At 54.7% G+C, this 19,451-nt stretch carries 17 protein-coding genes; all 17 read left to right on the top strand.

What is annotated here, in order from left to right:
• The 17 genes from wzc (at position 1) to wcaL (ending at position 19,443) form a co-directional block, all read left to right on the top strand.
• The gene (gene wzc / locus HV340_RS14800; RefSeq protein WP_032680628.1) at positions 1-2,163 is read left to right on the top strand and encodes a tyrosine-protein kinase Wzc; all 2,163 of its coding nucleotides are present in this window, start codon (positions 1-3) and stop codon (positions 2,161-2,163) included.
• A 22-nt stretch (positions 2,164-2,185) separates the two neighbouring features.
• Entirely contained in the window at positions 2,186-3,028 is an 843-nt protein-coding gene (wcaA, locus tag HV340_RS14795; RefSeq protein WP_032680629.1) for a colanic acid biosynthesis glycosyltransferase WcaA, read from the top strand.
• On the top strand, positions 3,028-3,519 hold the full coding sequence (gene wcaB, locus HV340_RS14790) for a colanic acid biosynthesis acetyltransferase WcaB (protein WP_014170825.1): 492 nt from the start codon (positions 3,028-3,030) through the stop codon (positions 3,517-3,519). The genes wcaA and wcaB overlap by 1 nt, the downstream gene beginning before the upstream one ends.
• Positions 3,516-4,733 carry a colanic acid biosynthesis glycosyltransferase WcaC gene (wcaC, locus tag HV340_RS14785; RefSeq protein ID WP_014170823.1) on the top strand — a complete coding sequence of 406 codons (1,218 nt, stop codon included), beginning with the start codon at positions 3,516-3,518 and terminating at the stop codon, positions 4,731-4,733. Before wcaB ends, wcaC begins: the two co-directional genes overlap by 4 nt.
• Positions 4,708-5,928 carry a colanic acid polymerase WcaD gene (gene wcaD / locus HV340_RS14780; protein ID WP_020883262.1) on the top strand — a complete coding sequence of 407 codons (1,221 nt, stop codon included), beginning with the start codon at positions 4,708-4,710 and terminating at the stop codon, positions 5,926-5,928. Before wcaC ends, wcaD begins: the two co-directional genes overlap by 26 nt.
• A gap of 16 nt (positions 5,929-5,944) precedes the next feature.
• Positions 5,945-6,691, top strand: a complete 747-nt coding sequence (gene wcaE, locus HV340_RS14775) for a colanic acid biosynthesis glycosyltransferase WcaE (RefSeq protein WP_040017955.1) — start codon at positions 5,945-5,947, stop codon at positions 6,689-6,691.
• Between the two features lie 15 nt (positions 6,692-6,706).
• Positions 6,707-7,255 carry a colanic acid biosynthesis acetyltransferase WcaF gene (gene wcaF, locus HV340_RS14770; RefSeq protein WP_020883264.1) on the top strand — a complete coding sequence of 183 codons (549 nt, stop codon included), beginning with the start codon at positions 6,707-6,709 and terminating at the stop codon, positions 7,253-7,255.
• 24 nt (positions 7,256-7,279) lie between these two features.
• Entirely contained in the window at positions 7,280-8,401 is a 1,122-nt protein-coding gene (gmd, locus tag HV340_RS14765) for a GDP-mannose 4,6-dehydratase (RefSeq protein WP_014170819.1), read from the top strand.
• A 2-nt stretch (positions 8,402-8,403) separates the two neighbouring features.
• On the top strand, positions 8,404-9,369 hold the full coding sequence (locus HV340_RS14760) for a GDP-L-fucose synthase (protein ID WP_014170818.1): 966 nt from the start codon (positions 8,404-8,406) through the stop codon (positions 9,367-9,369).
• A gap of 2 nt (positions 9,370-9,371) precedes the next feature.
• Entirely contained in the window at positions 9,372-9,851 is a 480-nt protein-coding gene (locus HV340_RS14755) for a GDP-mannose mannosyl hydrolase (protein ID WP_072126435.1), read from the top strand.
• Positions 9,848-11,071, top strand: a complete 1,224-nt coding sequence (wcaI, locus tag HV340_RS14750; RefSeq protein ID WP_059305471.1) for a colanic acid biosynthesis fucosyltransferase WcaI — start codon at positions 9,848-9,850, stop codon at positions 11,069-11,071. Before HV340_RS14755 ends, wcaI begins: the two co-directional genes overlap by 4 nt.
• A gap of 3 nt (positions 11,072-11,074) precedes the next feature.
• Complete coding sequence (gene cpsB / locus HV340_RS14745) at positions 11,075-12,511, top strand: mannose-1-phosphate guanyltransferase (RefSeq protein WP_014170815.1); 1,437 nt, start codon at positions 11,075-11,077, stop codon at positions 12,509-12,511.
• Positions 12,512-12,620: 109 nt separating this feature from the next.
• Positions 12,621-13,991, top strand: coding sequence for a colanic acid biosynthesis phosphomannomutase CpsG (cpsG, locus tag HV340_RS14740; RefSeq protein ID WP_032680630.1), 1,371 nt, complete (start codon positions 12,621-12,623; stop codon positions 13,989-13,991).
• Positions 13,992-14,053: 62 nt separating this feature from the next.
• Complete coding sequence (gene wcaJ / locus HV340_RS14735) at positions 14,054-15,448, top strand: undecaprenyl-phosphate glucose phosphotransferase (protein WP_014170813.1); 1,395 nt, start codon at positions 14,054-14,056, stop codon at positions 15,446-15,448.
• A gap of 1 nt (position 15,449) precedes the next feature.
• Positions 15,450-16,928, top strand: a complete 1,479-nt coding sequence (wzxC, locus tag HV340_RS14730; protein WP_014170812.1) for a colanic acid undecaprenyl disphosphate flippase WzxC — start codon at positions 15,450-15,452, stop codon at positions 16,926-16,928.
• Positions 16,929-16,945: 17 nt separating this feature from the next.
• A complete protein-coding gene (gene wcaK, locus HV340_RS14725; protein ID WP_032678527.1) occupies positions 16,946-18,226 on the top strand; it encodes a colanic acid biosynthesis pyruvyl transferase WcaK in 1,281 nt (426 codons plus the stop codon).
• Complete coding sequence (gene wcaL, locus HV340_RS14720; protein ID WP_059305472.1) at positions 18,223-19,443, top strand: colanic acid biosynthesis glycosyltransferase WcaL; 1,221 nt, start codon at positions 18,223-18,225, stop codon at positions 19,441-19,443. Before wcaK ends, wcaL begins: the two co-directional genes overlap by 4 nt.
• The last annotated feature ends 8 nt before the right edge of the window (positions 19,444-19,451 follow it).

The raw sequence follows: 19,451 nt of genomic DNA, 5'->3' as shown, positions 1-19,451 counted from the left end.
ATGACAGAAAAAACAAAACCTTCTGCCGCCCCGACTTCGGGCAGTGATGAAATCGATATTGGTCGCCTGGTCGGCACCGTCGTAGAGGCAAAGTGGTGGGTGCTTGGGATCACCGCCGTGTTTGCCGCGGCGGCCGTCGTCTATACGCTGTTTGCGACGCCCATCTACAGTGCCGATGCGCTGGTGCAGATTGAGCAGAATACCGGTAACTCGCTGGTGCAGGACATTGGCTCCGCACTGGCGAACAAACCGCCGGCTTCCGATGCGGAAATTCAGCTGATCCAGTCGCGCCTGGTTCTGGGTAAAACCGTGCACGACCTCGGCCTTGATATCTCCGTCACCAAAAATACCTTCCCGATCTTTGGTGCCGGCTGGGACCGTCTGATGGGACGCAGCAACGACACGGTCAAAGTGACTGACTTTGTGCTGCCAAAAGGAAGCGCGGATCAGACCTTTACCCTGACGGTGTTAGGCCCAAAACAGTACCAGTTAACCAGCGATGCGGGCTTTAGCGCGCGCGGTGAAGTGGGGCAGATGCTGACGAAAGAGGGTGTCAGCATGATGGTCAGCGCGATCCACGCCCAGGAGGGCGGTGAATTTACCGTGACCAAATTCTCCACGCTGGGAATGATTAACAATCTGCAGAACAACCTGACCGTCACCGAAAACGGCAAGGACACCGGTGTCCTGAGCATGACCTTTACCGGTGAAGATAAGGATCAGATCCGCGACATCCTCAACAGCATCACCCGTAACTATCTTGAGCAGAACGTTGAGCGTAAATCGGCTGAAGCAGCGAAAAGCCTGGCATTCCTCGCCAAACAGCTTCCGGAAGTCCGCGCCCGTCTGGATGATGCCGAGAACAAGCTGAACGCCTATCGTCAGGATAAAGACTCTGTCGACCTGCCGCTGGAAGCGAAATCCGTTCTCGACTCGATGGTTAACATTGATGCCCAGCTTAACGAGCTGACCTTCAAAGAGGCGGAGATTTCCAAGCTTTATACCAAGCGTCACCCGGCCTACCGTACGCTGCTGGAGAAACGCCGCACGCTGGAAGAAGAGAAGGCGAAACTCAACGATCGCGTCACTGCGATGCCTAAAACGCAGCAGGAAATCGTACGTCTGACCCGCGATGTGGAATCCGGACAGCAGGTGTACATGCAGCTGCTGAATAAACAGCAGGAGCTGAAAATTACCGAAGCCAGTACCGTTGGTGATGTGCGCATCGTTGACCCGGCCATCACCCAGCCAGGGGTGCTGAAGCCGAAGAAAGCCCTCATCATTCTCGGCAGCATTATTCTGGGTCTTATCCTCTCCATCGTTGGCGTGCTGCTTCGCTCGCTGTTCAACCGTGGAATCGAAAGCCCGCAGGCACTGGAAGAGAGCGGTATCAACGTCTACGCCAGCATCCCGCTGTCGGAGTGGCAAAAATCGCGTGACAGCGTCAAAACCACCAAAGGCGTTAAGCGTTACAAACAAAGCCAGCTGCTGGCCGTGGGTAACCCAACCGATCTGGCCATCGAAGCGATTCGTAGTCTGCGTACCAGTCTGCACTTCGCCATGATGCAGGCCAAAAACAACGTCCTGATGCTGACCGGTGTCAGCCCGTCAATTGGTAAGACCTTTGTCTGTGCCAACCTGGCGGCGGTGGTGAGCCAGACCAATAAACGGGTGCTGCTGATCGACTGTGATATGCGTAAGGGCTATACCCACGAACTGCTGGGTACCAATAACGTCAACGGGCTGTCGGAAATCCTGCTGGGCAAAGGTGAGATTAGCCAGAGTGCAAAACCGACGACGGTGCCGAAGTTTGACCTTATTCCGCGTGGTCAGGTGCCGCCAAATCCATCAGAGCTGCTGATGAGTGAACGTTTTAGCGAGCTGGTGGAGTGGGCGAGCAAAAACTATGACCTGGTGTTGATTGATACCCCACCAATTCTGGCGGTGACCGATGCCGCCATTGTGGGCCGCCATGCCGGCACCACGCTGATGGTGGCGCGTTACGCGGTGAACACGCTGAAGGAAGTGGAAACCAGCCTGAGCCGCTTCGAGCAAAACGGAATTGAAGTGAAAGGGGTGATCCTGAACTCCATCTTCCGTCGTGCGACCGGTTACCAGGACTACGGTTACTACGAGTACGAATACAAGTCTGACAGTCACTAATCGTTAGCTTTCGGGGAAGACCATGACTACACAACGCCCTTTAGTTTCTATTTATATGCCGACATGGAATCGTCAGCAGCTGGCGATCCGCGCAATAAAATCTGTGCTGCGACAGGATTACGATAACTGGGAACTGATCATCGTTGATGACTGTTCTTCCTCATACGAACAGCTGCAAAAGTTTGTGACTGACCTTAACGACCCGCGCGTGGTTTACACGCACAACGAGATTAACTCCGGTGCGTGCGCGGTGCGTAACCAGGCGATTATGCAGGCTAAAGGCCAGTATCTGACCGGCATCGACGACGATGACGAATGGACGCCGAACCGTCTGTCGATCTTCCTGTCGCACAAAGCACAGCTGGTGACGCATGCGTTTTTGTATGCCAACGACTATGTCTGTCAGGGTGAAGTTTACTCGCAGCCTGCCAGCCTGCCGTTGTACCCGAAATCGCCTTACTCACGCCGCCTGTTCTTTAAACGCAACATCATTGGTAATCAGGTCTTTACCTGGGCGTGGCGCTTTAAGGAGTGCCTGTTCGATACCGAGCTGAAGGCTGCGCAAGATTACGACATCTTCCTGCGCATGGTGATGGAGTATGGCGAGCCGTGGAAGGTGGAAGAGGCGACGCAGATCCTGCATATCAATCACGGGGAGATGCAAATCACCTCGTCGCCGAAGAAATTCTCTGGTTACTTCCACTTTTACCGCAAGCACAAGGACAAGTTCGACCGTGCCAGCCGGAAGTATCAGCTGTTTACCCTCTATCAGATCCGCAATAAGCGCATGAACTGGCGCACGCTGCTCACGTTGTTGTCCGTGCGTAACGGCAAGCGTCTGGCTGATGGACTTCGGGGGAAATAATGTTTCTGGAAGATTGCCGCGCTAACAGCTGGAGCCTGCGCCCGTGCTGCATGGTTCTGGCGTACCGCATCGCGCATTTTTGCTCGGTGTGGCGCAAGAAAAATGTTTTAAACAATCTCTGGGCAGCACCGGTGCTGGTGCTGTACCGCATCATTACTGAATGTTTTTTTGGTTATGAAATTCAGGCCGCTGCCACCATTGGTCGCCGTTTTACCATTCATCACGGTTATGCCGTGGTGATCAACAAATTCGTTGTAGCCGGTGATGATTTCACTATTCGCCATGCGGTCACCATCGGTAACCGTGGGCCCGACAGCCTGGCCTGCCCGGTGATTGGCAATAACGTCGAGCTGGGCGCGAACGTGGTCATCATTGGCGACATCACGATTGGTAACAACGTCACGATAGGCGCAGGGAGCGTGGTGCTGGACAGTATTCCGGATAACGCGCTGGTGGTGGGTGAGAAAGCCCGCGTGAAGGTGATCAAATGAACATTCTGCAATTTAACGTCCGTCTCGCAGAGGGCGGGGCGGCCGGTGTGGCGCTGGATCTTCACCAGCGCGCGCTGCAAAAAGGACTTCAGTCTCGTTTTATTTACGGTTATGGCAAAGGCGGTAAGAAAAGCGTCAGCCACGATAACTACCCGCAGGTGCATAAGCACACGCCGCGCCTGACTTCCGTGGCCAACATTGCCTTGTTCCGCCTGTTTAACCGCGATCTGTTTGGCAATCTTAATACCCTTTATCGCACCGTGACGCGCTCCCAGGGGCCGGTTGTGCTGCATTTCCACGTGCTTCACAGCTACTGGCTGAATCTGGAAGAGGTGGTGGCGTTTTGTCAGAAGGTGCAGGCCCACAAACCGGATACCCGCTTCGTCTGGACGCTGCACGATCACTGGAGCGTGACCGGTCGCTGCGCCTTTACCGACGGGTGTGAAGGCTGGAAAAGCAACTGCCAGAAGTGCCCGACGCTGAGCAACTATCCGCCGGTGAAAGTGGATCGTGCCCATCAGCTGGTGGCCGGAAAGCGCCAGCTGTTCCGCGACATGCTCTCGCTCGGCTGTACGTTTATCTCTCCAAGCCAGCACGTGGCCGATGCCTTTAACAGTCTGTATGGGGCAGGGCGCTGTCAGATCATCAATAACGGTATCGACGTGGCGACGGAAGCGATTCTGGCCGAACTTACCCCGGTTGCAGAAACCCCGGGTAAACCAAAAATCGCTATCGTTGCGCATGACCTGCGTTACGACGGCAAAACCAATCAGCAGCTGGTGCGCGACATGATGGCGCTGGGTGACAAGATTGAACTGCACACCTTCGGCAAGTTCTCGCCGTTCGAAGGGGCTAACGTGGTGAATCACGGGTTTGAAACCGACAAGCGCAAACTGATGAGCGCCCTCAATGGGATGGATGCGCTGGTATTCAGTTCGCGCGTGGATAACTACCCGCTGATCCTGTGCGAAGCGCTCTCCATCGGTGTGCCGGTGATTGCCACCCACAGCGATGCGGCACGTGAAGTGCTGGAAAAATCGGGCGGGACCACGTTTGCGGAGCATGAGGTGCTGCCCCTGGTGCAACTGCCGAAGGCGCAGATCGCGCAGGCCGTTTTTGGCACCGACCTGGAATCGTTCCGCAACCGCAGCCGCAAGGCCTACAGTGGACAACAGATGCTGGAGGAATATGTCTCGTTCTATCAGAGTCTGTAGTTATCTGCTGCTGCCGCTGATTTACCTGCTGGTCAACGTCAAAATTGCCCAGCTTGGCGAAAGTTTCCCGATAACCATAGTGACCTTCTTGCCCGTTCTGCTTCTGCTGTATGTCGACAAAATCAACCTCAAGAAGCTGATGATGGCCTTAGGGCTGGGCGTGGGTCTGACGCTATTTAACTACATCTTTGGTCAGTCTCTGGATGCCAGTAAATACGTCACCTCCACCATGCTGTTTGTTTATATCGTCATTATTATTGGCATGGTCTGGAGTATTCGCTTCAAGGTTATTTCACCACATAATTATCGGAAAATCCTTAGGTTCTTTTATATTGCCGTTGCGTTAATTGTTATGCTTGCTGCACTGGAAATGGCACAAATTATTTTGACCGGTGGCAGTAGCCTGATGGAGATAATTTCGAAATATCTCATTTACAGTAACAGCTATGTATTGAACTTCATCAAGTTTGGCGGAAAGCGTACGACAGCCCTCTATTTTGAACCGGCGTTTTTTGCTCTGGCACTAATCTCAATTTGGCTCAGCATCAAACAGTTTGGTATCAAAACCCCTAAGACCGATGCTATGATTCTTGCAGGAATTGTTCTGTCAGGATCGTTCTCAGGGGTAATGACATTTATCCTGTTTTACCTGCTGGAGTGGGCGTTCCAGTACCTGAACAAAGATGCGATTAAGAAAAAACTGCCGCTGGCGATTATCTCTCTGACAGTATTTATGGTTGGCGTGATATTTGCCTTCCCATACATCTCAGAACGCCTGGGAGATTTGGGAACCGAAGGCTCGTCATCCTATTATCGTATCATTGGTCCGCTGGTGATGGTGGGTTATTCCTTAACCCATATCGATGGTGTAGTAAGATTCGGCTCACTTTACGAATATGTTGCATCATTCGGAATCTTTAACGGTGCGGATGTCGGTAAAACCATAGACAATGGCCTGTATCTGTTAATTATCTATTTTTCGTGGTTCGCCGTACTGTTGACACTGTGGTATCTGTTTAAAGTTTTCAAAATGATGATTAACGCGTTTGGTGATAACCAGAACTTTCGCGTGCAGCTTTATCTGTTTACACCGGTGTCGTTGTTTTTTACCGGGTCAATATTTAGCCCGGAATATGCTTTCTTGATTGTCTGTCCGTTTATTCTGCGCAAAGCGCTTAATATTACGAACGTATGACGAAATGAGGTGATTTATGTTTCTTAGCGTCATTACTGTCGCTTTTCGTAATTACGAAGGGGTGGTAAAAACCTGGCGCTCGCTGCGCAACCTGGCGCGCGATCCAAGCCTCACCTTTGAGTGGATTGTGGTCGATGGCGGCTCGAACGATGGTACGGCAGAGTTTCTGGAAAAACTCAACGGTGAGTTCAACTTACGTTTCATCAGCGAGAAAGATAAAGGCATCTACGATGCGATGAATAAAGGCATCGACATGGCGCAAGGCCGTTATGCCATCTTCCTGAATTCCGGTGACGTATTCCATGAGGATGTGGCGTTATTTGCCCGTCAGCTGGCACGCCAGAAAGAGGATGCGATGTACATTGGCGACGCGCTGCTCGATTTTGGCGATGGCCATAAAGTTTGCCGCGGTGCGAAACCCGGCTGGTATATCTACCACAGTTTGCCTGCCAGCCATCAGGCCATTTTCTTCCCGGTAAAAGGTCTGAAAAAACAGCCTTACGATCTGCAGTATAAAGTTTCTTCAGATTATGCGCTGACTGCCAGTCTGTATAAATCAGGTTACCCGTTCCGTCGAATTAAAGGGCTGGTATCTGAATTTTCAATGGGCGGCGTGTCAACGTCTAATAATCTGGAACTGTGCCAGGATGCCAGAAATGTGCAGCGTAAAATATTAGGCGTGCCGGGGTTCTGGGCGGAATTATCTTATTTATTACGTCTGCGTACCACGGGTAAAACGAAAACCTTATATAACAAAGCCTGAATATAAGGAAACGTAATGCAGGATCTTAAAGGTTTCTCCGTGCCGAAAGGCTTTCGGGGCGGGAGCGGTATTAAAGTGCAGTTGTGGTGGGCCGTACAGGCCACCTTATTTGCCTGGTCACCGCAAATACTGTACCGCTGGCGAGCTTTTTTATTGCGACTGTTTGGCGCAAAAATCGGAAAAAACGTAGTCATTCGCCCGTCGGTAAAAATTACCTACCCGTGGAAATTAACGCTTGGGGATTATGCGTGGGTAGGGGATGACGCGGTGTTATATACCCTTGGCGATATTACGATTGGCGCAAATTCAGTGGTTTCACAGAAGTGTTATTTGTGCACCGGCAGTCACGATTTTATGAGTCAGCATTTTGATATTACCGCCACTCCGATTGTGATTGGAGAAAAATGCTGGCTGGCGACAGATGTTTTTGTTGCACCTGGTGTTTCTGTTGGCGATGGCACGGTAGTCGGTGCCCGCAGCAGCGTTTTTAAATCGCTACCGGCAAATAAAATTTGCCGTGGCAACCCCGCAGTGGTGATACGCGAACGCGTTGAAACTGATTAAATTCATAAGTAGAGGAATATAAACATGTCTAAAGTCGCTCTCATCACCGGCGTTACCGGACAGGATGGTTCTTACCTGGCAGAACTGCTGCTGGAAAAAGGTTATGAAGTACACGGTATTAAGCGTCGTGCTTCTTCATTCAACACCGAACGTGTGGATCACATTTATCAGGATCCTCATGCGGCGAACCCGAAATTCCATCTGCACTACGGCGACCTGACCGATACTTCCAACCTGACCCGTATTCTGCAGGAAGTGCAGCCGGATGAAGTGTACAACCTGGGCGCGATGAGCCACGTTGCGGTCTCCTTCGAATCTCCGGAATACACCGCTGACGTTGACGCAATGGGTACGCTGCGTCTGCTGGAAGCGATTCGCTTCCTCGGCCTTGAGAAGAAAACCCGTTTCTACCAGGCATCCACCTCTGAGCTGTACGGTCTGGTGCAGGAAATTCCTCAGAAAGAGACTACCCCGTTCTACCCACGTTCTCCGTACGCGGTGGCGAAACTGTACGCGTACTGGATCACCGTGAACTACCGTGAATCCTACGGCATGTATGCCTGTAACGGCATTCTGTTCAACCACGAATCCCCACGTCGTGGTGAAACTTTCGTTACCCGTAAAATCACCCGCGCTATCGCTAACATCGCACAGGGTCTGGAATCTTGCCTGCACCTCGGCAACATGGATTCCCTGCGTGACTGGGGCCATGCCAAAGACTACGTAAAAATGCAGTGGATGATGCTGCAGCAGGAAAAACCAGAAGACTTCGTTATCGCAACCGGCGTGCAGTACTCCGTACGTCAGTTCGTTGAGATGGCTGCCGCTCAGCTGGGTATCAAACTGCGCTTCGAAGGTACCGGCGTGGAAGAGAAAGGCATCGTGGTTTCCGTAACGGGCCATGACGCACCGGGCGTGAAACCGGGCGACGTGATTGTACAGGTTGACCCACGTTACTTCCGTCCTGCTGAAGTGGAAACCCTGCTGGGCGACCCAACCAAAGCACACGAAACACTGGGCTGGAAACCAGAAACGACTCTGCAGGAGATGGTTTCCGAGATGGTTGCCAAAGATCTTGAAGCAGCGAAAAAACACTCCCTGCTCAAGTCTCATGGCTACGAGGTTGCCATCGCGCTGGAGTCCTGAGAATGACAAAACAACGTATTTTTGTCGCGGGTCATCGCGGAATGGTGGGTTCCGCGATTGTTCGCCAGCTTGAACAGCGCGGTGATGTCGACGTGATTGTCCGTACCCGTGACGAGCTGAACCTGCTCGACAGCAAAGCGGTACAGGACTTCTTCGCCAGTGAACGTATTGACCAGGTGTATCTGGCGGCGGCGAAAGTGGGCGGCATTGTTGCCAACAACACGTATCCGGCGGATTTCATCTACGAGAACATGATGATTGAGAGCAACATCATTCACGCAGCGCATCTGCACAACGTGAATAAGCTGTTGTTCCTCGGCTCATCCTGTATCTACCCGAAAATGGCGAAGCAGCCGATCGCTGAGAGCGAACTGCTGCAGGGCACGCTGGAAGCAACCAACGAGCCGTATGCGATTGCCAAGATTGCCGGGATCAAGCTGTGCGAATCCTACAACCGTCAGTATAACCGCGACTATCGTTCGGTGATGCCGACCAACCTGTACGGACCGCATGACAACTTCCACCCGAGCAATTCGCACGTGATCCCGGCGCTGCTGCGTCGTTTCCACGAAGCAACGGCCGAAAATGCACCGGATGTGGTGGTGTGGGGCAGCGGGACGCCAATGCGTGAATTCCTGCATGTGGATGACATGGCGGCTGCCAGCATCCACGTAATGGAGCTGGATCGTGAGGTGTGGCAGGAAAACACCGAACCGATGCTGTCGCACATTAACGTCGGTACTGGCGTGGATTGCACCATTCGTGAGCTGGCGCAAACCATCGCGCAGGTGGTGGGTTACAAAGGCCGCGTGGTCTTTGACGCCACCAAACCGGACGGCACGCCGCGCAAACTGCTGGACGTGACCCGTCTGCATCAGCTGGGCTGGTATCACGAGGTATCACTGGAGCAGGGGCTGGCAAGCACCTACCAGTGGTTCCTTGAAAACCAGCACCGCTTCCGGGGGTAATGATGTTTTTAAGTCAGGAAGATTTTGCCACGGTAGTGCGTTCCACTCCGCTCATCTCAATTGATTTGGTGGTGGAAAACGAACGCGGCGAGTTCTTGCTGGGAAAACGAACCAACCGTCCTGCACAGGGCTTTTGGTTCGTGCCCGGCGGGCGCGTGCAGAAGGATGAGACGCTGGAAAATGCTTTTGAGCGTCTCACTCTGGCGGAACTGGGCCTGCAACTGCCGATGGCGGCAGGCCAGTTTTACGGGGTCTGGCAGCACTTCTATGACGATAACTTTTCGGGCACCGGTTTCACCACGCACTATGTGGTACTCGGTTTTCGCCTGAAGGTGAGTGAGGCAGACCTGCGTCTGCCTGATTCTCAGCATGACGACTACCGCTGGCAGACGCCAGAGGCGTTGCTGGCCAGTGACAATGTGCATGACAACAGTCGTGCCTATTTCCTGGCCGATCGTCAGTCCGGAGTGCCGGGCTTATGAAAATTCTGGTGTACGGAATCAACTATTCGCCGGAGTTAACCGGAATCGGTAAATACACCGGCGAAATGGTCGAGTGGATGGCGAGCCAGGGACATGACGTGCGGGTCATTACCGCGCCGCCATACTACCCGGAATGGAAAGTAGGTGAGCGCTATTCAGGCTGGCGCTACCGTCGCGAAGAGGGTGCCGCGACCGTCTGGCGTTGCCCGCTGTACGTGCCGAAACAGCCCTCAACGCTGAAGCGGTTACTTCATCTGGGCAGCTTTGCCCTGAGCAGTTTCTTCCCGCTGATGGCGCAACGTCGCTGGAAGCCGGATCGCATTATCGGTGTGGTGCCAACGCTGTTCTGCACCCCAGGCATGCGCCTGCTGGGTAAACTCTCCGGCGCGCGCACGCTGCTTCACATTCAGGATTATGAAGTGGACGCCATGCTCGGCCTGGGAATGGCCGGCAAAAGTAAGAGCGGGAAGGTGGCGAAACTCGCCAGCGCCTTCGAGCGCAGCGGCCTGCATAACGTGGATTATGTCTCGACCATCTCGCGCTCAATGATGAACAAAGCGCAGGAGAAGGGCGTACCGGCGGAAAAAGTGATCTTTTTCCCCAACTGGTCTGAAGTGGCGCGTTTTCGCGACGTGACAGACAGTGATGCTCAGGCGCTACGCGCTCAGCTCGGTCTGCCTGACGACCAAAAAATCATTCTTTATTCAGGCAACATCGGCGAGAAGCAGGGGCTGGAGAGCGTCATCGATGCCGCACAGCAACTGAGCCATCAACCCTGGATGTTTGTCATCGTCGGGCAGGGCGGCGGAAAAGCGCGACTGGAAAAGATGGCCAGCGAGCGCGGCCTGACGAACGTGAAATTTTTCCCGCTTCAGTCTTACGAGGCACTGCCTGCGTTGCTGAAGATGGGCGACTGCCATCTGGTAGTACAAAAGCGCGGCGCGGCAGACGCGGTGCTGCCGTCCAAGCTGACCAACATTCTGGCAGTGGGCGGTAACGCGGTGATCACGGCGGAAGCCGAAACAGAATTAGGCCAGCTGTGCGACAGCTATCCGGGGATCGCCGTTTGCGTGGAACCGGAATCGGTCCCGGCGCTGGTCACTGGCATTGAACGGGCACTTGCCATGCCAAAAACGAACACGGTGGCACGTGAATATGCCGAACGCACGCTCGAGAAAGAGAACGTGCTGAGCCAATTTATTGCAGATATACGGGGATAAATCATGAGTCAAACCACTTTGTATCCGGTTGTGATGGCAGGTGGCTCTGGTAGCCGGTTGTGGCCGCTGTCCCGCGTGCTCTATCCAAAACAGTTCCTCTGCCTGAAAGGGGAGCTCACCATGCTGCAGACGACGGTTAACCGCCTGCAGGGTGTGGAGTGTGAAAGCCCGGTGGTGATTTGTAACGAACAACACCGCTTTATTGTCGCCGAGCAGCTGCGTCAGCTGAACAAACTCACAGAAAATATCATTCTGGAGCCTGCCGGACGTAACACCGCCCCCGCGATTGCGCTGGCGGCGCTGGCGGCCAAACGCAGCAGCCCGGATTGCGATCCGCTGATGCTGGTTCTGGCGGCAGACCATGTTATTCAACAGGAAGAGTCGTTCCGCGAGGCGGTACGCGCGGCTATTCCTTACGCCGAAAACGGCAAACTGGTGACTTTCGGCATCGTGCCGGACCTTCCGGAAACCGGCTACGGGTATATTCGTCGTGGCAATGTGACCCCGGGCGAAGGCGACAGCGTAGCGTTTGACGTGGCGCAGTTTGTCGAAAAACCGAATCTGGAAACCGCGCAGGCGTATGTGGCCAGCGGTGAATATTACTGGAACAGCGGGATGTTCCTGTTCCGCGCTGGCCGTTACCTGGAAGAGCTGCGCAAATATCGCCCGGATATTCTGGACGCCTGCGAGAAAGCGATGGCGGTAGTGGATCCGGATCTCGATTTTATCCGTGTTGACGAAGCGTCTTTCCTCGCCTGCCCGGAAGAGTCAATTGACTATGCGGTAATGGAACGCACGGCCGATGCCGTTGTGGTACCGATGGATGCGGGCTGGAGTGATGTTGGCTCCTGGTCCTCCCTGTGGGAGATCAGCGCCCATACCCCGGAGGGTAACGTCCATCACGGTGATGTTATCAGCCACAAAACGGAAAACAGCTATGTCTACGCCGAGTCCGGTCTGGTGACCACAGTTGGCGTGAAGGATCTGGTGGTCGTACAGACGAAAGACGCCGTGCTGATTGCTGACCGTAATGCCGTGCAGGACGTTAAAAAAGTGGTGGAGAAGATCAAGGCCGATGGTCGCCATGAACACCATATCCACCGCGAGGTGTATCGTCCGTGGGGCAAATATGACTCCATCGATGCCGGTGAACGTTACCAGGTGAAACGCATCACCGTGAAACCGGGGGAGGGGCTGTCGGTACAGATGCACCACCACCGTGCCGAGCACTGGGTCGTGGTGGCGGGTACCGCCAAAGTCACGATTGATGGCGAAGTGAAACTGCTGGGCGAAAACGAGTCAATCTATATTCCGCTGGGGGCCACGCACTGTCTGGAAAACCCGGGGAAAATTCCTCTCGACTTAATTGAAGTGCGCTCCGGTTCGTACCTGGAAGAAGACGATATTGTTCGTTTCCAGGACCGTTACGGGCGGGTATAGCGCCGTCTCTAAAGCCGGATAGCGTTTCGCGCATCCGGCCTGCGAATGAATAAAAACAAATTTGCCTGTTAATCGGGCGGGCCAACTGTTGCCTGAAAAAGGGGTCATCATGGAAAAATTAACCTGTTTTAAAGCCTACGATATTCGCGGCAAGCTGGGCGAAGAGCTGAATGAAGACATTGCGTGGCGCATTGGCCGCGCATACGGCGAATATCTTAAGCCACAAACGATTGTCCTGGGCGGCGATGTGCGCCTGACCAGTGAGTCCCTGAAGCTGGCGCTGGCAAAAGGGCTGCAGGATGCGGGAGTAGACGTGCTGGATATCGGCTTGTCCGGTACCGAAGAGATTTACTTTGCCACCTTCCACCTCGGCGTGGACGGCGGTATCGAAGTGACGGCCAGCCATAACCCGATGGACTACAACGGTATGAAGCTGGTGCGCAAGGGCGCGCGTCCTATCAGCGGCGATACCGGTCTGCGTGACGTACAGCGTCTCGCCGAAGCTAACGATTTCCCGCCGGTGAATGAAGCGAAACGCGGCAGCTATAAGCAGATCGACCTGCGTAAAGCGTACATCGACCACCTGCTGGGCTACATCAACGTTGCAAACCTGAAACCGCTGAAGCTGGTGATCAACTCCGGTAACGGCGCGGCCGGCCCGGTGGTGGATGCGCTCGAAGCCCGCTTTAAGGCCCTGAACGTGCCGGTAACCTTCGTTAAGGTCCATAACACCCCGGACGGCAACTTCCCGAACGGTATCCCGAACCCGCTGCTGCCGGAGTGCCGCGACGACACCCGTAACGCGGTCATCGAACACGGTGCCGATATGGGTATCGCCTTTGACGGCGATTTCGACCGCTGCTTCCTGTTCGACGAAAAAGGCCAGTTCATCGAAGGCTACTACATTGTCGGTCTGCTGGCGGAAGCGTTCCTCGAGAAGAACCCGGGCGCGAAGATCATTCACGATCCGCGTCTGTCCTGGAACACCGTGGATGTGGTGAACGCCGCGGGCGGCCAGCCGGTGATGTCCAAAACCGGTCATGCCTTCATCAAAGAGCGTATGCGCGAAGAAGACGCCATTTATGGCGGCGAGATGAGCGCCCACCACTATTTCCGTGATTTTGCCTACTGCGACAGCGGGATGATCCCGTGGCTGCTGGTGACCGAGCTGCTGTGTCTGAAAGGGCAGACCCTTGGTGAGCTGGTACGCGACCGCATGGCGGCCTTCCCGGCAAGTGGCGAAATCAACAGCAAACTGGCGCAGCCGGCCGAGGCCATTGCCCGCGTGGAGCAGCATTTTGCCCTCCATGCGCTGGAAATTGACCGTACCGACGGCATCAGCATGGCGTTCCCGCAGTGGCGTTTTAACCTGCGCTCTTCAAATACCGAGCCGGTGGTGCGCCTGAACGTGGAATCCCGCGCGGATACCGCGCTGATGGAAGCGCGAACGAAGGACATTCTGGCGCTGTTGAATCAGTAAATAGCTTTCCCCCTCCCCCTGATATGGGGTGAGGGGGCAGGTGTTGAACTAAAGGAACAACGATGACGAATCTAAAAAAACGCGAACGAGCGAGAACGAATGCATCGTTAATCTCCATGGTGCAGCGTTTTTCTGATATCACCATCATGGTCGGCGGATTATGGGTGGTGAGTTGGGTAAGCGGGCAATCCTTCTTCTACATGCATCTGCTCATGGCGCTGATTGCGCTGGTTGTGTTCCAGATGATCGGGGGGATGACCGACTTCTACCGTTCGTGGCGTGGTGTGAAAATGACCACCGAACTGATGCTGTTGCTGCAGAACTGGACATTAAGCCTGATCTTCAGCGCAGGGCTGGTGGCATTCAGCCATGATTTTGATAATCGCCTCGTGACGTATCTGTGCTGGTACCTGATTACCAGCGTCGGCATGGTGGTATGCCGCACCCTGATCCGTTTTGGCGCCGGCTGGCTGCGTAACCGCGGTTATAACCGTCGCTTTGTCGCCGTGGCGGGGGATTTGCCGGTAGGGAAGGTGCTTCTCGATAGCTTCCGCAAAGAGCCATGGTTAGGTTTTGAAGTGGTCGGGATTTATCACGACGCGAAGCCTGGCGGCGTGCCTTCAGACTGGGCCGGTAATTACGAACAGCTTATTGAGGACGCGAAAGCCGGCAAAATTCATAACGTCTACATCGCGATGCAGATGAAAGATGAATCCCGCATCAAGAAACTGATGCGTGAACTGGCCGATACCACCTGTTCGGTGATCCTGATCCCGGACGTCTTTACCTTTAACATCCTCCACTCCCGTATTGAAGAAGTGAACGGCGTGCCGGTCGTGCCGCTGTATGACACCCCGCTGTCGGGTATCAATCGCGTGCTCAAGCGCCTGGAAGATATCGTGCTCTCTTCACTGATCTTACTGCTGATCTCCCCGGTGCTGTGCTGCATTGCCCTGGCGGTGAAACTGAGCTCCCCGGGCCCAGTTATCTTCCGTCAGACCCGCTACGGCATGGACGGTAAGCCCATCATGGTGTGGAAATTCCGCTCAATGAAGGTGATGGAGAACGACAAGGTCGTGACCCAGGCGACGCAGAACGATCCACGCGTTACGCGGGTGGGGAACTTCCTGCGCCGTACCTCGCTGGATGAGCTGCCGCAGTTTATCAACGTCTTTACCGGTGGCATGTCGATTGTCGGACCCCGTCCCCATGCCGTGGCTCACAACGAACAGTACCGCTCGCTGATTGAAGGCTACATGTTGCGCCATAAAGTGAAGCCAGGCATTACCGGCTGGGCGCAGATCAACGGCTGGCGCGGCGAGACCGACACACTGGAAAAAATGGAAAAACGCATCGAATTCGACCTGGAGTACATCCGTGAATGGAGCCTCTGGTTCGATATCAAGATCGTCTTTCTGACCATCTTCAAAGGTTTCGTGAACAAAGCGGCGTACTAAGATGAGCTTACGTGAAAAAACCATCAGCGGCGCCAAATGGTCAGCGATGGCGACCATTGTCATCATTGGCCTCGGCCTGGTGCAGATGACGGTGCTGGCGCGCATTATCGATAACCACCAGTTCGGTCTGCTGACCGTCTCGCTGGTGATTATCGCGCTGGCCGATACGTTGTCTGACTTCGGCATTGCTAACTCGATTATCCAGCGCAAAGAGATCAGCCATCTGGAACTGACCACGCTCTACTGGCTGAACGTTGGGCTGGGGGTGTTCGTTTTCGTGCTGGTGTTCCTGTTGAGCGATACCATCGCCAGCGTGCTGCACAACCCCGATCTGGCACCGCTGATGCGTACGCTCTCGTTTGCTTTTGTGGTGATCCCGCACGGGCAACAGTTCCGCGCGCTGATGCAGAAAGAGCTGGAATTCAACAAGATTGGGATGATCGAGACCAGCGCCGTTCTCGCAGGGTTTACCTTTACCGTGGTCAGCGCCCATTTCTGGCCGCTGGCCATGACCGCTATCCTCGGATATCTGGTTAACTCTGCCGTGCGTACGCTGCTGTTCGGCTACTTTGGCCGCAAGATTTACCGTCCTGGGCTGCATTTCTCTCTCGCTTCGGTGTCATCTAACCTGCGTTTTGGCGCGTGGCTCACCGCCGACAGCATCATCAACTATGTCAACACCAACCTCTCCACGCTTGTGCTGGCACGCATCCTCGGCGCGAGCGTCGCGGGCGGGTACAACCTGGCGTACAACGTCGCGGTAGTACCACCAATGAAGCTCAACCCGATTATCACCCGCGTACTGTTCCCGGCGTTCGCCAAAATTCAGGACGACACCGAGAAGCTGCGCGTCAATTTTTACAAGCTGCTCTCTGTGGTGGGCATTATCAATTTCCCGGTTTTGCTGGGGCTGATGGTGGTCTCGAGCAACTTCGTGCCGCTGGTGTTTGGCGAGAAGTGGAACAGCATTATCCCGATCCTGCAGCTGCTGTGCGTGGTGGGGCTGCTGCGATCCGTTGGCAACCCGATTGGCTCACTGCTGATGGCTAAAGCGCGGGTTGATATCAGCTTCAAATTCAACGTGTTTAAAACGTTCCTGTTTATTCCGGCGATTATCGTCGGTGGACATATGGCCGGCGCCATTGGGGTCACGCTTGGTTTTCTGCTGGTGCAGATCATCAACACCGTTCTGAGCTACTTCGTGATGATCAAGCCGGTGCTGGGCTCCAGCTACCGGCAGTACATTCTGAGCCTGTGGCTGCCGTTTTATCTGTCACTGCCTACCCTTGCGGTGAGCTATGGCCTGGGCATCGTGCTCACTGGCCATCTGCCGCTCGCGGCCATGCTGGCAATACAGGTCGCAGCAGGTGCACTGGCGTTTGGCGTGATGATTGTGCTGTCACGTAATGCGCTGGTGGTGGAGATGAAGCGCCAGTTTTGCCGTAACGAAAAAATGAAAACGCTGCTTCGCGCAGGCTAGTTATTTAAGAGGCCATTATGAAATTACTTATTCTTGGCAACCATACCTGTGGCAACCGTGGCGACAGCGCCATTCTGCGCGGTTTATTGGATGCGATTAACACCCTTAAGCCTGAGACTGAAGTGGACGTGATGAGCCGTTATCCGGTCAGCTCTTCCTGGTTATTGAACCGCCCGGTAATGGGCGACCCGCTCTACAGCCAGATGAAGCAGCACAACAACGCTGCCGGCGTGATGGGACGCGTGAAGAAAGTTCTGCGCCGTCGCTATCAGCACCAGGTGTTGCTGTCCCGTGTAACTGATACCGGCAAGCTGCGTAACATCGCCATTGCTCAGGGCTTCACGGATTTCGTTCGACTGCTGTCGGGCTATGACGCCATTATTCAGGTCGGCGGATCGTTCTTCGTCGATCTTTACGGTGTGCCGCAGTTTGAGCACGCACTTTGCACATTCATGGCGAAAAAACCGCTGTTTATGATTGGTCACAGCGTCGGGCCGTTCCAGGATCCGCAGTTTAACCAGCTGGCAAACTATGTCTTTGGCCACTGCGATGCCCTGATCCTGCGTGAGTCGGTAAGCCTCGATATGATGAAACGCAGCGAGATTGACACCTCTAAAGTGGAACACGGGGTGGACACCGCCTGGCTGGTGGATCATCAGGACGACAGTTTCCAGGCGAGCTACGCAGTGCAGCACTGGCTGGACGTGGCGGGGAAACAGAAAACGGTCGCCATCACCCTGCGCGAACTTGCACCGTTTGATAAACGTTTAGGCACCACCCAGGCGGCGTATGAGAAAGCGTTCGCTGACGTGGTGAACCGTGTTCTGGACAGCGGATACCAGGTGCTGGCGCTTTCAACCTGTACCGGCATCGACAGCTATAACAAAGATGACCGCATGGTGGCGCTGAACCTGCGCAACCTGGTAAACGATCCGTCCCGTTATCACGTGGTGATGGACGAACTGAACGACCTCGAGATGGGCAAATTGCTCTCAGCCTGTGACCTCACCGTGGGCACGCGTCTGCACTCGGCGATCATTTCGATGAACTTTGGCACGCCGGCCATTGCGATTAACTACGAGCACAAGTCAGCCGGCATTATGCAGCAGCTTGGCATGCCTGAAATGGCCGTTGATATTCGTCATCTGCTGGATGGTTCGCTTGGCGCGATGGTGGGCGATACCCTGGGGCAACTGCCTGCCATCAATGAACGCCTGGCCGTCGCGGTGAAAGCCGAGCGCGAGAAGGGAATTGGGATGGTGAAATCGGTGCTCGACCGCGTCCGGGAGGGGAAATGAAGGTTGGTTTCTTCTTACTGAAATTTCCGCTGTCGTCTGAAACCTTTGTGCTGAACCAAATCACCGCGTTTATCGATATGGGATACGACGTGGAGATCATCGCCCTGCAAAAGGGCGATACACAAAATACCCATGCGGCGTATACGCAGTATGGGCTGGAGGCGAAAACCCGCTGGCTGCAGGACGAGCCCTCAGGAAGAGTAAATAAGCTGCGCCACCGGGCCAGCCAGACCTTACGCGGGATCCATCGTGCATCGACCTGGCGCGCGCTGAATGTTTCCCGCTATGGCGCGGAATCTCGCAACCTGATCCTGTCCGCCATTTGTGGTCAAACGGCGCAGGCGTACCGCGCCGATGTGTTTATTGCTCACTTTGGCCCGGCGGGCGTGACCGCCGCCAAACTGCGTGAGCTGGGGGTGATTGACGGTAAGATTGCGACCATATTCCACGGTATCGACATCTCCAGCCGCGAGGTATTGAACCACTACACGCCGGAGTATCAGCAGCTTTTCCGCCGTGGCGACATGATGCTGCCCATCAGCGACCTGTGGGCCGGGCGTCTGAAAAACATGGGCTGTCCGCAGGAAAAAATCACCGTTTCGCGTATGGGCGTGGATTTAGAGCGCTTTACCCGCCGCCCGGTCAAGGTGCCGGGAAAACCGCTGCAGATAATCTCTGTTGCGCGTCTGACGGAGAAAAAAGGTCTGCACGTCGCCATCGAAGCCTGCCGCCAGCTGCGAGCGCGCGGCGTGGATTTCCGCTATCGCATTCTCGGTATTGGCCCGTGGGAGCGTCGTCTTCGCACGCTTATCGAACAGTATCAGCTGGAAGATTACGTGGAGATGCCAGGTTTTAAGCCAAGCCACGAGGTGAAGGCCATGCTGGATGAGGCGGATGTATTCCTGCTGCCTTCCGTGACCGGCGCCGATGGCGATATGGAGGGGATCCCGGTTGCGTTAATGGAGGCGATGGCCGTCGGTATTCCGGTGGTGTCGACCCTGCACAGCGGGATCCCGGAGTTAATCAAGTCTGATTACTCCGGCTGGCTGGTACCGGAGAATAATGCGATGGCCCTTGCGGATCGTTTAGCCGAATTTAGCGGCATCGACCAACAGGCGCTGGAGCCCGTTATCCACAACGCCCGACAAAAAGTTGAAGCAGATTTTAACCAGCAGGTGATTAATCGCCAGTTAGCGAGCCTGCTGCAAACGTTGTAACGCCGAGG

The sequence above is a fragment of the Enterobacter sp. RHBSTW-00975 genome (genome assembly GCF_013615235.1).
GTDB lineage: Bacteria > Pseudomonadota > Gammaproteobacteria > Enterobacterales > Enterobacteriaceae > Enterobacter > Enterobacter ludwigii.
This window is presented reverse-complemented; position numbering and strand designations above follow the sequence as displayed.

Coding starts and splice junctions, on each gene's coding strand:
- wzc (WP_032680628.1), top strand. CDS start 1: ATGACAGAAAAAACAAAACCTTCTGCCGCCCCGACTTCGGGCAGTGAT.
- wcaA (WP_032680629.1), top strand. CDS start 2,186: ATGACTACACAACGCCCTTTAGTTTCTATTTATATGCCGACATGGAAT.
- wcaB (WP_014170825.1), top strand. CDS start 3,028: ATGTTTCTGGAAGATTGCCGCGCTAACAGCTGGAGCCTGCGCCCGTGC.
- wcaC (WP_014170823.1), top strand. CDS start 3,516: ATGAACATTCTGCAATTTAACGTCCGTCTCGCAGAGGGCGGGGCGGCC.
- wcaD (WP_020883262.1), top strand. CDS start 4,708: ATGTCTCGTTCTATCAGAGTCTGTAGTTATCTGCTGCTGCCGCTGATT.
- wcaE (WP_040017955.1), top strand. CDS start 5,945: ATGTTTCTTAGCGTCATTACTGTCGCTTTTCGTAATTACGAAGGGGTG.
- wcaF (WP_020883264.1), top strand. CDS start 6,707: ATGCAGGATCTTAAAGGTTTCTCCGTGCCGAAAGGCTTTCGGGGCGGG.
- gmd (WP_014170819.1), top strand. CDS start 7,280: ATGTCTAAAGTCGCTCTCATCACCGGCGTTACCGGACAGGATGGTTCT.
- HV340_RS14760 (WP_014170818.1), top strand. CDS start 8,404: ATGACAAAACAACGTATTTTTGTCGCGGGTCATCGCGGAATGGTGGGT.
- HV340_RS14755 (WP_072126435.1), top strand. CDS start 9,372: ATGTTTTTAAGTCAGGAAGATTTTGCCACGGTAGTGCGTTCCACTCCG.
- wcaI (WP_059305471.1), top strand. CDS start 9,848: ATGAAAATTCTGGTGTACGGAATCAACTATTCGCCGGAGTTAACCGGA.
- cpsB (WP_014170815.1), top strand. CDS start 11,075: ATGAGTCAAACCACTTTGTATCCGGTTGTGATGGCAGGTGGCTCTGGT.
- cpsG (WP_032680630.1), top strand. CDS start 12,621: ATGGAAAAATTAACCTGTTTTAAAGCCTACGATATTCGCGGCAAGCTG.
- wcaJ (WP_014170813.1), top strand. CDS start 14,054: ATGACGAATCTAAAAAAACGCGAACGAGCGAGAACGAATGCATCGTTA.
- wzxC (WP_014170812.1), top strand. CDS start 15,450: ATGAGCTTACGTGAAAAAACCATCAGCGGCGCCAAATGGTCAGCGATG.
- wcaK (WP_032678527.1), top strand. CDS start 16,946: ATGAAATTACTTATTCTTGGCAACCATACCTGTGGCAACCGTGGCGAC.
- wcaL (WP_059305472.1), top strand. CDS start 18,223: ATGAAGGTTGGTTTCTTCTTACTGAAATTTCCGCTGTCGTCTGAAACC.